The organism is Methylosinus sp. LW3 (genome assembly GCF_000527115.1).
Classification (GTDB): Bacteria; Pseudomonadota; Alphaproteobacteria; order Rhizobiales; family Beijerinckiaceae; genus Methylosinus.
In genome coordinates this window covers 2752771-2769100 of the sequence record NZ_AZUO01000001.1, presented here as the reverse complement: position 1 = coordinate 2769100, position 16330 = coordinate 2752771, and the positions used below count along the sequence as shown (strand labels likewise).

General features: G+C 66.6%; 11 protein-coding genes. 6 read left to right on the top strand and 5 right to left on the bottom strand.

Annotated features, from left to right (window positions below; translation table 11 throughout):
• The first annotated feature begins 186 nt into the window (after window positions 1–186).
• Window positions 187–1896: an AMP-binding protein gene (locus METLW3_RS0113860; protein ID WP_024880492.1), complete on the top strand. Its 1710-nt coding sequence runs from the start codon at window positions 187–189 to the stop codon at window positions 1894–1896.
• A gap of 119 nt (window positions 1897–2015) precedes the next feature.
• Here the strand turns inward: METLW3_RS0113860 and METLW3_RS0113855 are convergent, their stop codons facing one another.
• A complete protein-coding gene (locus tag METLW3_RS0113855; protein WP_024880491.1) occupies window positions 2016–2414 on the bottom strand; it encodes a DUF2147 domain-containing protein in 399 nt (132 codons plus the stop codon).
• A 48-nt stretch (window positions 2415–2462) separates the two neighbouring features.
• On the opposite strand from METLW3_RS0113855, the gene METLW3_RS0113850 reads away from it, so the two are divergent.
• The 5 genes from METLW3_RS0113850 (at window position 2463) to METLW3_RS0113830 (ending at window position 6937) form a co-directional block, all read left to right on the top strand.
• Complete coding sequence (locus METLW3_RS0113850) at window positions 2463–3266, top strand: cobalt-precorrin-6A reductase (protein WP_084484838.1); 804 nt, start codon at window positions 2463–2465, stop codon at window positions 3264–3266.
• Window positions 3267–4724, top strand: a complete 1458-nt coding sequence (locus METLW3_RS0113845; RefSeq protein WP_024880489.1) for a cobyric acid synthase — start codon at window positions 3267–3269, stop codon at window positions 4722–4724.
• A complete protein-coding gene (cobD, locus tag METLW3_RS0113840) occupies window positions 4721–5767 on the top strand; it encodes a threonine-phosphate decarboxylase CobD (protein ID WP_024880488.1) in 1047 nt (348 codons plus the stop codon). The genes METLW3_RS0113845 and cobD overlap by 4 nt, the downstream gene beginning before the upstream one ends.
• On the top strand, window positions 5757–6458 hold the full coding sequence (bluB, locus tag METLW3_RS0113835) for a 5,6-dimethylbenzimidazole synthase (protein ID WP_024880487.1): 702 nt from the start codon (window positions 5757–5759) through the stop codon (window positions 6456–6458). The genes cobD and bluB overlap by 11 nt, the downstream gene beginning before the upstream one ends.
• Window positions 6459–6649: 191 nt before the next feature.
• A complete protein-coding gene (locus METLW3_RS0113830) occupies window positions 6650–6937 on the top strand; it encodes a hypothetical protein (RefSeq protein WP_024880486.1) in 288 nt (95 codons plus the stop codon).
• 138 nt (window positions 6938–7075) lie between these two features.
• Here METLW3_RS0113830 and METLW3_RS0113825 read toward each other — a convergent pair whose 3' ends face one another.
• From METLW3_RS0113825 to METLW3_RS0113810, 4 genes are all read right to left on the bottom strand, one after another.
• On the bottom strand, window positions 7076–10204 hold the full coding sequence (locus tag METLW3_RS0113825) for an efflux RND transporter permease subunit (RefSeq protein WP_024880485.1): 3129 nt from the start codon (window positions 10202–10204) through the stop codon (window positions 7076–7078).
• 115 nt (window positions 10205–10319) lie between these two features.
• Window positions 10320–13463 (bottom strand): efflux RND transporter permease subunit, encoded by a 3144-nt coding sequence (locus METLW3_RS0113820; protein ID WP_024880484.1) that lies wholly within the window; start codon window positions 13461–13463, stop codon window positions 10320–10322.
• Window positions 13464–13473: 10 nt separating this feature from the next.
• A complete protein-coding gene (locus tag METLW3_RS0113815) occupies window positions 13474–14775 on the bottom strand; it encodes an efflux RND transporter periplasmic adaptor subunit (RefSeq protein WP_024880483.1) in 1302 nt (433 codons plus the stop codon).
• Window positions 14772–16328: an efflux transporter outer membrane subunit gene (locus tag METLW3_RS0113810; protein WP_024880482.1), complete on the bottom strand. Its 1557-nt coding sequence runs from the start codon at window positions 16326–16328 to the stop codon at window positions 14772–14774. Before METLW3_RS0113810 ends, METLW3_RS0113815 begins: the two co-directional genes overlap by 4 nt.
• Window positions 16329–16330 lie beyond the last annotated feature (2 nt).

Genomic DNA, 16330 nt, shown 5'->3' with positions numbered 1-16330 from the left:
AGTCGCGGCGATGCTGCGCTGCGACGACGATCGTCGCGCGCCCGGGGCTGCGCTCGCGCCCGCGGCGCGCTATATTTTCGTGAGCGGATTGGCGCTATCCCGAGTTGTCGCTATCACGAGCAAACGCTAATCCAATGAGCGGACCGCTGGGCCGCGGTCGATCGCGCCCATGCCCGGAGGCCACGAATGACTGCCGCCACTCTCGCGTCGGACCCTTACGCCACCCGCCCCTGGGTCGCATCCTATCCGCCTTTCGTGCCCGCCGAGATCGACCCGGCGAGCTATTCGACCCTCGTGGACATGTTCCGCCAGAGCGTCGTCGAATTTTCCGGCCGCACCGCTCTCGAGAGCTTCGGCGCCAAGCTCACCTATGCCGAATTCGGCAACGCCGCGCGCTCGATCGCGGCTTGGCTGCAATCGCAGGGAATCGCCAAGGGCGATCGCATCGCGATCATGGCGCCCAATGTGATGGCCTATCCGCCCTTGATCTTCGGCGTGCTTTTCACGGGCGCGATCGTCGTCAACGTCAATCCGCTCTACACGCCCAAGGAGCTCGCGCATCAGATCGACGATTCCGGCGCGCGCATGATCTTCGTGCTGGAGAATTTCGCTCATACGGTCGAGGCCGCATGGCCGTCGATGAACCTCGAGAAAGCCGTCGTCATCGCTCCGGGCGATCTTCTCGGCCTGCGCGGCCCAATCGTGAATTTCGTCTCGCGCTATGTGAAATGCGCGGTGCGGCGCTATCGCCTGCCGCAGAGCCTGCCCTTTTCGCGCGTGCTGCGCGCGGGCGCCCGGGCGCCGCTGCGCGACGCCGACGTCGGCCCGGATGATCTCGCCTTTCTGCAATATACGGGCGGCACGACCGGCGTCGCCAAGGGCGCGATGCTGCGGCATCGCAACATAGCGGCCAATGTCACGCAATCGGCCGCCTGGCTCTGCCCCTATCTGCCGACGCCGCTCGATCAGGTGATGGTGACGGCGCTGCCGCTCTATCACATCTTCGGCCTCACCGCCTGCTGCCTGCTGATCGTGAAGATCGGCGGCTCCTGCCTGCTCATCGCCAATCCGCGCGATATCCCCGGCTTCGTGAAGACGCTGCGCAAATCGCGCTTCACCATGATCTCCGGCGTCAACACGCTCTATGCGGCGCTCGCCAATCATCGCGATTTTCCGCGCGTCGATTTCTCCAATCTCATCTTCTGCATCTCCGGCGGCATGGCGACGCAAGACGTCGTCGCGCGCAAATGGAAGGAGATCACCGGCCATCCCATCATCGAAGGCTATGGCCTTTCGGAGACATCGCCGGTCATCACCTGCAACCGCCCCGATCTCGTCGAATTTTCCGGCGCCATCGGCTATCCCTATCCCTCGACGCAAATTTCGATCCGCCTGCCTTCCGGCGAGCCCGCGCCTTTCGGCGAGCGCGGCGAGCTCTGCGTCAAAGGTCCGCAAGTGATGGCCGGCTATTGGAACAGGCCGGAAGAGACGGTCGCGGCGACGACGGAGGACGGCTTCTTGCGCACGGGCGACGTCGCTGTGATGATGCCCGACGGACTATTGAAGATCGTCGATCGTCTCAAGGAGATGATCCTGGTCTCCGGCTTCAACGTCTATCCCAATGAAGTCGAGAATGTGCTGACGCGCCATCCCAAGGTCAGCGAGGCGGCGGTGATCGGCATTCCCGATCCGCATTCGGGCGAGGCGCCGCTCGCCTTCATCGTGCCGCGCGATCCCAGCGTCACCGGCAAGGAGCTGCATGATTTCTGCCGCGAGACGCTGACGCATTACAAGGCGCCGCGCCATTTCGAGTTCCGCGACAGCCTGCCCAAGACCAATGTCGGCAAGGTTTTGCGACGCATTCTGAAGGAGGAGTATCTCGCGCGCGGAAAATAGAGTGGCGCCGAGCGCTTTTCCGGTTCAGATCGAACCGGAAAAGCGCTCGATTCCTTTATTTATGTCATGTTTTCTTCACGCGAACCGGTTCCCACGTCGCTCGAAAACACTCCAGCCGCTCACCGCACCCGCGTCCACTCCTCGCCGCCGCAGATATTGGTGCCATTGACGCAGCCCTCGAGGAGCAGCACCTTCTCGCTGCGCAGCGCGAGGCTCGCGGCGTAGCTCTGGCCGTCCTTGGCGTTGTAGATTGTGCCGGTCCATTGATTGTCGCCGGTCAGCTTCAGATTCAGGATCGGCAGGCCGAGCAGCGAGCGCTTGCGCTGGCGGGGGTCGGGATTGTTCTCGTCGACGCCCTTCTCGGAGAGCCAGGCGATCTTGCCGCAGATCGCTTGCCCGCAGCGGCTGATCTGAATATGCGCGGTGCCGTCGGCGACGCGCCACTCGCCGATCGGATCGGCGAGCGCCGCGGTCGCGACGACAGAAAAAATCGACGCGCACATCCAGGACCGCTTCATCTCGAGCCTCCGTTTGAATAATCACGGGCGGGAGTATAGGGCTAAGCCATGCCTCAGACCAATACGCCGGCCGCGGCGCCCCTCGCTGCGCTGCGGCAAAAGGCCGAGCCGATCCGGGCGCTCATTCTGGGCGGGACCAGCGAGGCGCGCGCGCTCGCCGCCCGTCTCGCCGGCGACGCGCGCCTTGACGCGGTGGTCTCGCTGGCGGGCCGCACCAGCGCGCCGCTCGCCTCGCCGCTGCCGGTCCGCATCGGCGGCTTCGGCGGCGTCGAGGGGCTGACGCGCTATCTCGTCGAGGAGCGCATCGAGCGCGTGATCGACGCCACCCATCCTTTTGCGGCGCGAATTTCCGCCAATGCGCGCGCGGCCTGCGCGGCGCTGGGCCTGCCGCTGCTGGTCTACACGCGCGCGCCTTGGAGCTCCGTGGAAGGGGATCGCTGGATCGAGGTCGCGGACAATGCCGGCGCCGTGGCCGCGCTGGGCGAGGCGCCGCGGCGCGTCTTTCTCACCATCGGCCGTCTGGGGCTCGCGGATTTTCTGTGTGCGCCGCAGCATTATTATCTGATCCGAACGATCGATCAGCCGCAGGAGAACGACCTTCCGCCACGCTGCCAATTGATCCTGGAGCGCGGTCCTTTCACAGTCGAGAGCGAATTGTCCCTGATGCGCGCCTCGGCGGTCGATGTCATCGTCTCCAAGAACAGCGGCGGCCGCGAGACCTATGCGAAGATAGAAGCCGCGCGCATGCTCGGCCTGCCGGTCGTGATGGTCACGCCGCCGCGCGGCGGCGAGGCGCACATCGTTCATGACGTCGCGGCGGCCGTCGATTTTCTCTTCTGCGAGGCGGCCTAGATGAGCGTCACTCTGATGTTCCAAGGCACGGGGTCGGATGTCGGCAAATCGCTGGTCGTCGCCGGCCTCGCGCGCGCGCTCACGCGGCGCGGCTTGCGGGTCGCGCCCTTCAAGCCGCAGAATATGTCCAACAACGCCGCGGTGACGGCGGACGGCGCCGAGATCGGCCGCGCCCAGGCGTTGCAGGCGCGCGCCGCCCGTCTCGCGCCGACCGCCGATATGAATCCCGTGCTGCTGAAGCCCCAGGGCGCCGCCGGCGCGCAAGTCGTGCTGCGCGGAAAAATCGTCGGCTCGGCGCGCGCGCGCGAATATCAGCAATGGAAGGCGGGGCTCATGTCCGCCGTGCTGGAGAGCTATGAGCGCCTGCGCGCGAGCTGCGATATCGTGCTGGTCGAAGGCGCCGGCAGCGCGGCGGAGATCAATCTGCGCGCCAATGACATCGCCAATATGGGCTTCGCGCGCCGCGTCGATGCGCCGGTCGTGCTCGTCGGCGATATAGACCGCGGCGGCGTCATCGCGCAGCTCGTCGGCTGCAAGGCCGTGCTCGATCCAGATGATGAAGCGCTGATCCGCGGCTTCATCGTCAATAAATTCCGCGGCGATCCCTCGCTCTTCGACGAAGGCATGCGTTTCATCGCCGAGCGCACCGGTTGGCGGCCGCTCGGCCTCGCGCCCTTTTTCGCGGACGCCGCGCGCCTGCCGGCGGAGGACGCTTTCGGCCTGCGCGCCGGCGCCTCGAGCGGGGAGGGCGGTCTGACGATCGCCGCGCCGCTGCTGCCCAATATCGCCAATTTCGACGATCTCGATCCGCTGCGGGCGGAGCAGGGCGTGCGCTTCATTCTGGTGCGGCCGGGCGAGCCGCTGCCGGCGGAGGCGCGGCTCGTGATACTGCCGGGCTCCAAGGCGACGATCGCCGATCTTTCCGCCTTTCGCGAGGCCGGCTGGCACATAGACCTCGCCGCGCATATTCGTCGCGGCGGGCGCGTTTTCGGCATTTGCGGCGGCTATCAGATGATGGGCCGCCGCATCGCCGATCCGCAAGGGCTCGAGGGGCCGCCCGGCGCGGTGGAGGGGCTCGGCCTCCTCGATATGGAGACGGTCTTCGAGACCGAGAAAGTGCTGAAGCAGGTGAGAGGCGCGACCATCGCCGAAAATATCCCCTTCTACGGCTATGAGATGCATGCCGGCCGCAGCGAGGGGCCAGATTGCGCGCGTCCGCTGCTGCGCTTCGAGGATGGGCGGTGCGACGGCGCGGCCTCAGTGGATGGTCGCTGCGCCGGCGTCTATGTGCATGGCTTTTTCGCCGATGATTCTCTGCGCGCCGCCTTCCTGCGCGATCATGGCGCGAGCGCCTCGGACCTCTCCTATGAGCAGTCGATCGAGGCGACGTTGGACGGTCTCGCCGAGCATTTCGAGCGTCATTTGGACGTGGACGCGCTGTTGGAGCTGGCGCGATGAGCGTTTCGCCGCCGATCCTGCCGTCGATCCTGCATGGAGGCCGGCTCGATCTCGCGCGGGCGCATTTTCCGCAGGCGCCGGAGCCCTGGATCGATCTCTCGACCGGCGTCAGCCCCTATCCCTATCCGTTTCCGCCGCTCGCGCCGGAAGTCTTCACCCGCCTGCCGGATGTCGCCGCTCTGGCGGGGCTGGAGCGCATCGCCGCCGCCGCCTATCGCGCCGGGCCTGGGGCGCAGGTCGTCGCGGGGGCGGGGACGCAGGCTTTCATTCAAAGCCTGCCGCGCTTGCATTGGCTGCCGCGCTCGAGGCCGGCGACGCGGGTCTCCGTCCTCGGCCTCACTTATGAGGAGCATGCGGCCGCCTGGCGCGCCGCCGGCGCCGAGGTCGCGCGCGTGGAAACGCTGGAGGAGATCGCGGCGGCGGAGATCGGCGTCGTCGTCAATCCCAATAATCCCGACGGCCGCCTCGAGCCTGCCGCGTGTCTCGCCGAGACGGCGCGGGCCATGGCGGCGAAGGGCGGGCTGCTCATCGTCGATGAGGCTTTCGCCGATTTTCTTCCCGCCGAGGCGAGCCTCGCGCCGCACGCGGGAGAGGATGGCCTCGTGCTTTTGCGTTCTTTCGGCAAGGCCTATGGATTGCCGGGCGTCCGGCTCGGCTTCGCCCTCTGCGGCGCGGCGCTCGCCGAGCCGTTGCGGGCGACGCTCGGACCCTGGAGCGTCTCCGGCCCGGCGCTGGCGATCGGCGCGGCGGCGCTCGCCGATGCGCCCTGGCTCGCGGGTCGCGGCGTCGCGCTCGCGCAGGAGGCCGTCCGGCTCGACGGGCTGCTCGCCGCCGCAGGCTTCGAAATCATTAGCGGAACGTCGCTTTTTCGGCTCGTTCGCCATGCGGCGGCGGATCGATGGTTTGCCCATCTCGCCCGGCGCGGCATATTGACGCGTAGGTTCGGCGAGCGGCCGGATCGGCTTCGTTTCGGCCTGCCGGCTGCGCCCGCGGCCTGGGAACGACTGGAGCGCGCATTGGAGAGCGCACAAAATGATCTTTGATCCAGAGCCGTCGCTCGTCGCCAGCGCGCCATTCTCGGAGGAGGAGCGCGCCGCCGTCTATCGCGCCATTCACACGCGCCGCGACGTTCGCGACGAATTCCTGCCCGATGAATTGTCGCATGAGGAGGTGATGCGCCTGCTGGACGCCGCGCATCACGCGCCCTCGGTGGGCTTCATGCAGCCTTGGAACTTCCTGCTCATCCGCGACCGCGGCTTGCGAGAGGCGGTGCATGCCGCCTTCGAGCGCGCCGCCGAGGCGGAGGAGGCGTTGCTGCCGCCGGAGCGGCGCGCGCAATATCGAAGCTTGAAGCTGCAAGGGATTTTGAAAGCGCCGCTGAATATCTGCATCACTTGCGACCGCTCCCGGCAGGGCCAGACCGGGCTCGGCCGCACCCAGCAGCCGGAGGCCGATCTCCTCTCCACCGCTTGTGCGGTGCAGAATTTCTGGCTGGCGGCGCGGGCGGAAGGAATCGGCGTCGGCTGGGTGAGCATATTGAGAGAGCAGGATTTACGTGCGATTTTCGACATCCCTGCGGAAATCGCCATCGTGGCCTATCTCTGCGTCGGCCGCGTCGCCAAGGCCTATGCGCAGCCGGAGCTCGAAATTCGGCAATGGGCCAAGCGCCTGCCGCTCGAGGAATTGATCTTCTCCGACCGCTGGGGAAATCGCATAAATAATTCCGAGGGTTGAGGTGGTTACAAAATTGACACGCTTTTGTGATTTTTTGGACCCTGAAAGCCGCGCACTCCTTTTGACCTTCGTCTTGAGGGGTCTATAGTGAGCGCAAGGCGCAGGGCGGATGCGCTGCAGCATGGTCTAGCTGCTCCGCCTGCGGTATGCGTCTTGCTTGCCATTAGGCCGGCAATCGTGGGGTCGGATTTATGAAACCAGCAGATTATGAGCTCGTTTACGATAAGGCCCGCCCTCTCTCGAACACGACAACGCTCACTGTCGCGGAAGTGCCGGATCGACTGGAAGATCTGCTGCATCTGCTCGGCGAGGCGATGATCGAGGGGCGTGACAATCATTCGCGACTGACGGAAATTCATCTTCCCATGTCGCGCTTTCCGCAGATGGACTCGAAATTCTGGCACATTCCGGTCGAGGATTGTGGCGAGCATCCAGTCCTGCGGCTGTTCTTCGAGACGCAGGGCGACTTCACGCACTGATCTTAAAAGGGCTTCTCGCAACCTTCGCAGTCTTCCTTCTCCCCGCATGCGGGGAGAAGGGGACGTCGCGATGATCCATCGGACACCAGACGCCGCCGCGCTGCAAGTCCGATGTTTCGGTGGAGCGACGACCGCGCTTCACGACGCTTTTGCCGTCTGCGGCTCTGGGATCGCAGCCTCGCGGCTCGGCGTTTCGGGCGCCCGCCGCGGCCGCCGGCTCTCCAGCTTGCTCATCAATAGATAGATCACCGGCGTCGTGTAGAGCGTCAGCATCTGGCTGAGCAGCAGCCCGCCGACGATGGTGACGCCGAGCGGACGCCGCATTTCCGCGCCGATTCCGCCGGCGAAGGCGAGCGGCAGGGCGCCGAGCATGGCGGCGAGCGTCGTCATCAAGATCGGCCGAAAGCGCTCCACGGCCGCCTCCAGCGCCGCATCGCGCACGGAATAGCCCTTGTCGCGCTCGGCGTGCAGGGCGAAGTCGACCAGCATGATGCCGTTCTTCTTCACTATGCCGATCAGCAGCAGAATGCCGATGAAGGCGATCATCGTGAATTCCGTGTCGAAGGCCTCGAGCGCCAGCAGCGCGCCGAGCCCGGCCGAGGGCAGGGTGGAGATGATCGTCACCGGATGGGCGAGGCTCTCATAGAGCACGCCGAGGATGATGTAGACGGCGAGCAGCGCGGCCAGGATCAGCCACGCCATCCCCGATGAGAGCTTGCGAAAATCCTTGGCGTCGCCGGCGAATTCCGCCTGCACCCCATTGGGGAGCTGCATTTCCTCGGTCGCCGTGAGAATGGCTTTCGCCGCCGCGTCCAGCGTATGGCCAGGCGCTATGTTGAAGGTGATGGTCGCCGCCGGCAGCACGCCCTGATGATTGACGACGAGCGGCATGGTCCCGCGCTCTATGCGGGCGACAGCGGTGAGCGGAACCTGGGTTCCGTCGCTGGCCGAGACATAGAGGCCGGAGAGATCGCGCGGATCGCGCTGGCGCGACAGCGGCGCCTCGACGATGACGCGATATTGATTGCGCTGCGTGTAGATGATCGAATCCTGACGCTGGCCGAAGGAGCTGTTGAGCGCCGCGTCGATCGCCTGAATAGGCACGCCCATGCGCGAGGCGGCGGTGCGGTCGATGACGACATTGGCCTTCAGCGCGCCCTGCTGCCGATCGGTGGTCACGTCGGCGAGATCGGGCAGCCTTTGCAGCCGCGCGAGCAGCTTGGGGGTCCATTCTTCCAAATCGTCGACCGTGGAGGCGGTGATGGTGAACTGATATTGCGCTTTGCTCTGGCGCCCGCCGGAGCGCAAATCCTGCGACGGCGTCATATAGACGGAGAGGCCGGCGATCTTGCCGAACGCCTGGCGCAGGCGCGCCAGCACCTCGAAGCTCGACGCCTTGCGTTCGGTGGCGGGCTTCAGCGCCAGAAACAGCCGGCCCTGATTGCCGGACATGCTCTGATTGGAGCCGCCGATAAAGGAGCCGACATTGACGACGTCCGGGTCGGCGGCGGCGATGGCGGCGGCCTTCTTCTGCAGCGCGACCATATCGCCGAAGGAAATATCCGCCGAGGCTTCGGTCGTGCCGTTGAGCAGGCCGATATCGTCCTGCGGCAGATTGCCCTTGGGGACCGAGGCGTAGAGGTGAACGGTCCAGCCGATCGTCAGCACGATCACGCCGAGCGTCGCCCAAGGATGGTCGACGACCGGCCGCAAGCTGCGCGCATAGAGGCCGATGAGCCGCGCCAGAGCGCCCTCGACCAGGCGGTCGAAGCGGGACGGCGTCTCTCGCTTGGGCGAGGGCAGATGCGCGCAGATCGTCGGCGTCACCGTCAGCGAGACGATGGTCGAGATGACGATGGCGAAGGTGAGTGTGAAGGCGAATTCGCGCAGCAGCCGCCCGAAAATGCCTTCCATCAGCAGCAGCGGAATGAACACGGCGATCAAGGACAGGCTGATCGAGACGACGGTGAAGCCGATCTGCTTCGCGCCGGTGAGCGCCGCCTCCAGCCGGTCCATGCCGCGCTCGACATTGGTCTCTATGTTCTCGATCATGACGATGGCGTCGTCGATGACGAAGCCGACCGCGATGGTGAGCGCCATCAGCGACAGATTATTGATCGAGAAGCCGGCGAGCCACATGGCCGCGCAGGAGCCGACGAGGGAGAGCGGCACTGTCACCGCCGCGGCGAAGACCGGCGTCGCCCGGCGCAGGAAGACGAACACCACCGCCATGACGAGGGCGATGGAGACGAGCAGCGTGTTCTGAATCTCCGAGACGCTGGCGCGGATCGTCTGCGTCCGATCGGAGAGGATGGAGACGTCGACGCCGCTCGGAATCCATGTCCGCAGCTCGGGCAGCAGCGCCTTCACCTGATCGACCATGGCGATCACATTGGCGTTGGGCTGCCGCGTCACGATGATGATGACCGCCGGCTTGCCGTTGAACCAGCCGGCCGCCAGTCGATTGCGCACGCCGCGCTCGACAGTGGCGATATCGCCGAGCTTGACCACGGCGCCATTGCTCGCCGAGACGACGACATTGCGAAAGTCGCGCGGCGTCGCCAGCTGATCGCTGGCGCCGATGGTGCGGCCGAGCTGCTCGCCATTCAGCGCGCCGAGCGGCGAGAGCACATTGGCGGAGACGATGGCGTTCGCCACCGCATCGACGCCGAGGCCCATTGCGGCGAGGCGCGCCGTATCCATCTGCACGCGGATCGCCGGCTGCTCGGCGCCGGCGATGCGGACCTCGGCGACGCCGGGCACTTGCGAGATGCGCTGGGCGATGACCGTATCGGCGGCGTCGAAAATGGCGCTGGTCGGCAAGGTCTCCGAGGTCAGAGCGAGGACGATGGAGGGCACCGTCGCCTGGCTCGCCTTGCGGAAGACCGGCAGGAGCGGCAGATCGGAGGGCAGATCCGTGGCGGCGGCGTTGATCGCCGCCTGCACGTCGCGCGCGGCGGCGTCGATGTTCCGGCCGATGTCGAATTGCGCGACGATCTGCGTCTGGCCGAGCGAGCTGACCGAGGTGAGCTCGGTGACGCCGGAGATGCCGGCGAGGCGGCGCTCCAGCGGCGCGGCGACGGACGCCGCCATTGTCGCCGGATCGGCGCCCGGCCGCGCCGCTATGACGCCGATCGCCGGAAAGTCGATCGCCGGCAGGCTGGCGACGGGCAGGAAGAAATAGGCGACGGCTCCGACCATGAACAGCGCCGCCGCGAGCAGGCTCGCGCCCACCGGCCGGCGGATGAAAGGCTCGGAGATGTTCATGGCGTCGGGGCTCGATCGGCGCGTGGGTGGGCGAGCCTGAAGGCTCGCGGTCCGAAGCGCGCCCTGGACCGCGAGCCTTCAGGCTCGCATCGCGCGAAATCGCTGGGAAACCCCATCACTCCGCCGCCTCCTTGCGCTCGGAGGGCGGCGCTGTCGGGGCGGCGGCCTGCGGCTGCGACGCCGGCGATCCATGCAGCCATTCGCGCAGCCGCGCGCGCAGGCGATCGACGGCGAGATAGATGACCGGCGTCGTATAGAGCGTCAGCAGCTGCGACAGAATGAGCCCGCCGATGATCGAGACGCCGAGCGGAATGCGCAGCTCGCTGCCCGGACCATGCGCCAGCGCCAGCGGCAGCGCGCCGAGCAGCGCGGCCAGCGTCGTCATCATGATCGGCCGAAAGCGCAGCCGGCAGGCGCGCACGATGGAGTCGAAGGGCGTCAGAGCCTCTGCCTTCTCCGCCTCCAGCGCGAAGTCGATCATCATGATGGCGTTCTTCTTGACGATGCCCATCAGCAGCACGACGCCGATCAGCGCCACCAGCGACATGTCGAGCCCGGTCGCCATCAGCGCCAGCAGCGCGCCGACGCCGGCCGAGGGCAGCGTCGTCAGCACGGTGAAGGGATGCGCATAGCTCTCATAGAGCACGCCCAGCACCACATAGATGGCGATGGCCGCCGCCAGAATGAGCCAGGGCTGACCGGCGAGCGATTTGCGGAACTCCGCCGCATCGGCGCTGAACATGCCGATGATGGAGGAGGGCAGGCCGATCTCACGCTCTATGCGGGCGATCGCCTCCACCGCATCGCCGAGCGCGGCGCCGGGAGCGAGGTCGAAGCTGATCGTCGCCGCCGGAAACTGCTCCTGATGCGCGACGGCGAGCGGCGCCGTCGTCTGCTCCACCGAGACGAAGGTCGAGATCGGCGTCTGCGGGCCGCCATTGGAGGGCGAGACATAGAGCTTGTCGAGCGCGGTCGGGTCGCGCTGATATTGCGGCGCCGCCTCCAATATCACGCGATATTGGTTAGACTGGGCGTAGATGGTGGAGATTTGCCGCTGGCCGAAAGCGTCGTTCAGCGTGTCGTCGACATTTTGCGCGGTGACGCCGAGCCGCCCCATCAGCTCGCGGTCTATGTGCAGGAAGGTGCGCAGCCCGCCGTTCTGCGTCTCGGCGGCGACATTGCGGAACACGCCGTCGCGGCGGATCGCGTCGATCAGCTTCTGCGACCAGTCCTGCAGCTCGGCCTGATCGGGCGCGGTGAGCGTATATTGATATTGCGAGCGGCTGGCGCGCGTCGTGATCTGTATGTCCTGCACCGGCTCTATGTAGACGGACGCGCCGGGAATGCGCTCGGCCGCCTTCTTCAGCCGCTCGGCGATCTCGTCCGCGCCGACGCTGCGCACATCGCGCGGGCGCAGCGTCACCGACATATGGGCGACATTGGTGGTGGCGTTGAGCGGGCCGACGCCGAGCACCGAGGCGGTCCCCGTCGCCTCCGGCTCCGCCTCGAAGATTTTCGAGACCTCGGCCTGCAGCCGCGTCATCGTCTCGAAGGAGGAATCGGGCGAGGCTTCCAGCACGACATTCAGCTGGCTCGTGTCCTGGCGCGGCAGGAAGCCCTTGGGGATGAAAGCGTAGAGCGCGATGGTGAGCGCCAGAGTGCCGAAGGTGAGGACCAGCATCAGCTTTTGCCGGCCGAGCGCAATGGCGAGAGTCTTGGCGTAGAATTCGTCGAGCCAGGCGGAAAAGCCGCTCTCCGGCGCATGGGAGGCGTGGCCCGCGCCCGGCTTCAGCAGCTTGGCGCAGAGCATGGGCGTCAAGGTCAGCGAGATGATCGCCGAGACGACGACCTGCGCGGTGAGCGTCAGCGCGAACTCGCGGAACATGCGGCCGACGAGGCCGGTCATGAACAGAAGCGGGATGAAGACGGCGATCAGCGAGACGGTGAGCGAGATCACCGTGAAGGCGATCTCCCGCGCGCCGTCCAGCGCGGCGCGATGCGGCGTCTTGCCGAGCTCTATGTTGCGGACGATGTTCTCGATCATCACGATGGCGTCGTCGACGACGAAGCCGGCGCCGATGGTCAGCGCCATCAGCGACAGATTGTCGAGCGAGAAGCCGGCGAGCGACATCAGCGCGAAAGTGGCGATGATGGAGAGCGGCAGGCTGACGCCGGCGATGACCGTCGCCCGCCAGCTGCGCAGAAACACCAGCACCACCAAAATCACCAGCGCGGTGGCCAGCACCAGGGTGAATTCCACATCCTCGATCGAGGCGCGGATCGTTTGGGTGCGGTCGTTCACCACCTCGAGCGACATGCCCTTGGGCAGCGCGCGCATGACATTGGGCAGCTCCTTATGGAGCTGATCGACCGTGCTGATGATATTGGCGCCCGGCTGGCGCTGCACGTCGAGGATGATCGCCGGCTCGCCGCGATACCAGCCGCCGACCCTGGCGTTCTCCAGCCCATCGAGCACCGTCGCCACATCGCGCAGCATGATCGGCGCGCCATTGCGATAGGCGACGACGACGGTCTCGAACTGCCGCGCCGCTTTCAGCTGGTCATTGGCGTCGAGCGTGTAGGATTGGTGGAGCCCGTCGAGCGAGCCCTTGGCGCCGGCGACATTGGCGGCGGCGATGGCGGCGCGCAAATCCTCCATGCTCATGCGATTTGCGGCGAGCCGGGCGAGATCGGCCTGAATGCGCACCGCCGGGCGCACGCCGCCCTCCACCGCCACATGGCCGACGCCCGGCACTTCCGAGAGGCGCGGCGCGATCAGCGTGTCGGCGACGTCGCTCATCTGCCGCATGCTGGCGGTCTTGGAGCGCAAGGTGAGCGTCACCACCGGCGTGTCGGCCGGATTGACCTTCGAATAGACGGGCGGATAGGGCAGCGTGCGCGGCAGCGTCGAGGCGGCGGCGTTGATCGCCGATTGCACATCCTGCGCGGCGGCGTCTATGTCGCGATCGAGCTCGAATTGCAGCGTGATCTGCGAGAGGCCGAAGGAGCTCTGCGACGACATGGTCTGCAGCGACGGAATCTGCCCGAACTGCCGCTCGAGCGAGGCCGTCACCAGCGCCGCCATCGTGTCGGGATTGGCGCCCGGCAATTGCGTCGTGACCTGAATGGTCGGGAAGTCGACCTGCGGCAGCGGCGAGATCGACAGACGCGCATAGCCGAGCAGGCCGAACAAGAGCACGGCGAAGCTCAGCAGCGAGGTCGCCACCGGCCGTTCGATGAAGGGCGTCGACACGCTCATCGCGGGAGCGTCACCTCTGTTGCGGCGGGCCGCCGACGTCGCCGCGCTTCTCGCCGCCGGCCTCGCTCTTTTGTTCCTTGCGCGGACGCTTCGCAGCATCCGCGCCGCGATCGGCCGTCGGCTCCATCACCTTGACCTGCGATCCGTCGACGAGCCGCGAGAAGCCGGTCGTCGCCACCTTCTCGCCCGGCTCGAGGCCGGAGACGACCACCGCCTGAACCTCGTCCTGCCGTCCGACGGAGACCGCCTTCATCGAGACGGTCTCGTCCTCGTTCAGCGCATAGACGAAGGCGCCATTGGGGCCGCGTTGAATGGCCGAGCTCGGAACCACACGCGCATCGTGTAGCACATCGACTGTCAACCGGACGTTGACGAACTGGCCCGGCCACAGCGCGAGGCCCTTATTCTCGAAGGTCGCCTTTATCTTCACCGTGCCGGTGGTCTGGTCGATCTGATTGTCGATCACCGTCACCACGCCCGTGTCCAGCACGCTGGAATTGTCCGGGCCGAGGGCGGCCGCCGGCGCCGGGGCGCGGGACTGCGCCTTCTGCACCGCGGGCAGAAACTGCTGCGGCACGGTGAAGACGACATAGATCGGCTGCAGCTGGGTGATGACGACGATGCCGGTCGCGTCCGAGCTGTGCAGAATATTGCCGACGTCCACGAGCCTTATGCCGGTGCGGCCGTCGATCGGCGAGCGTATGGTGGCGTAATCCAGCGTCGCCTTGGCGTTGTCGATCGCGCCTTGATCGGCGCGGATCTGCGCCTCGAGCTGGGTGACGAGCGACTCCTGCGTCGCAAATTGCTGCTGAGAGCCGAAATTGCTCGCCGCGAGCTTCTTATAGCGCGTCACATCGACGCGGGCGTTGGCGAGATTGGCTTCGTCCTGCGCCTTTTTGGCGACGGCCTGGTCATAGGCGGCCTGATAGAGCGTCGGATCGATGAGGGCGACAATATCGCCCTTCTTGACGCTCTGCCCCTCGTCGAAGCCGAGCTTCATCAGCCGCCCATCGACCTGCGTGCGGACAGTGACCGTGTTGAGCGCCTGCGCCGTGCCGACCGCGTCGATCGTCACCGGCACATCGGCGATCCGCACCGGCGTCGCCGTTATGGAGACGGGACCATCCAGGCTGCGGCGGCGCCCCTCGCGCTTGCCGCCCGACACTGCGGCCGATTCTTGCGCCCCGTCGCCGAAGATCCAGGGACGGGCGACGTAATAGCCGGCCGCGAGCGCGGCGATGACCCCCAGGGCGACCAGCGGCGACGGCCGCTTCGCGCGCCAGCCGGCCGGCCAGGAGAGCGGCGGTTTCACGGCCAGGGACCCTTGTCCGACTCATAGGCGCCATCTTCGGCGGCGATCTCGAGCGCGCGCGTCGCGCCGGACCAGCCGCCGCCGAGCGCCTGATAGAGGCTGGTGGCCGCCTGGAAATATGCGAGCCGAACCACGGCCAGCGCGTCCTCGGTCTGGAACAAGGTGGTCTCCGTGGTCGAGAGGGTGATGATATCGATCGTTCCCTCACGGAGCCGCGCTTCGGCCACCTCATAGGCCCGTCGCGCCGCGGCCGCCGCCTCGCCCTGCAGCTTCAGCTGGCGAGAGGTCTCCTGTATGGCGATGAGCGCATTCTCGACGTCCGAGAAGGCCGTCAAAATTTGTTTTTTGTAAGCCTGCGCCAGCTCGGCGAACTTGCCCTGCTGCAGCAGATATTGGCCCTGCAGATTATAGCCGTCGAAGACCGGCTGCGTCAGATTGCCGGCGATCTGCCAGGCGATCGCCTCCGGGCGGAACAGCGAGCGCAGCGCGATGCTCTGCACGCCGTAATAGCCGGTGATCTTGATCGACGGGAAGAAGGAGGCGCGCGCCTGCAGCACCGAGAATTCGGCGGATTCGAGCTTGGCCTCGGCCTCTGCGATATCCGGGCGGCGCAGCAGCAGCTCGGAGGGCAGGCCGGGCGAGACTTTCGGGAAGCTGAGCCGGGTCAGCGAGCCGCCCTTGATGACGGCGCTCTCCGGCGGGACGCCGAGCAGCACGGCCAGCGTGTTCTTCGTCTGGCGCAAAGTCTGCTCCAGCGGCGGCACGGAGGCGCGCTGCTGCGCGACGACCGAATCCTGCTGCGAAAAGTCGAGCGCCGTGGCGGTGCCGACGTCGAGCCGGGCCTTGATGGCCTTCAGCACGGTTTCGGCGATCTTGATGTTGTTGTGGGCGATGCGTAGCCGGTCTTCCGCCGTCAGCACCTGAAAATAGGCGTTCACCACCGAGGCGATGGTGGAAATCTCGACCACGTCGCGATCGAAGCGGCTGGCGTCGGCGAGCAGCCGCGCGGCGTTGGAGGCGTCCTGATTCTTGCCCCAGAAGTCGATCTCATAGCTGGCGTCGAGCTGCAGCTGCAAGAAATTGGCGCGGCGCGTGCGCAGCACGCTCGAGCCGGCGGCGCCGGTCGTCGTCGTGGCGCTGGTCGAGGCGCTGGTGCTCGTCGCGCTGGTGATGGTCGCCGGCGTCTGGGTGCGCCGCGCTATGTCGTTCATCGTGAGCGACGGCCACAGCGGCGAGCTGTTGATCCGCGCGGTCGCGTCGGCTTGCTGGATGCGCGCCACCGCGGCGGCTATGTCCAGATTTTGCTCGAGCGCCTTTTCGACGAGGCGGGTCAGCTCCGGCGAGCGGAAGCCCTGCGACCATTCCTTGGCGGCGCGAATCGGCGCGGCCGAGCGGGCCGGCTTGGCGGCCTTGAAGGCGGGCGGGGTCTCGACCGTGGCGTCCGGCTTCTCCCAATCGAGCACGCAGCCGGAGAGGGCCGTCGCGGCGGCGAGCGCCGCGGCGCGACCGAGGAACAGGGGCGGCCGTGGTCGTCGTCTCGGAGACAAGGACAATT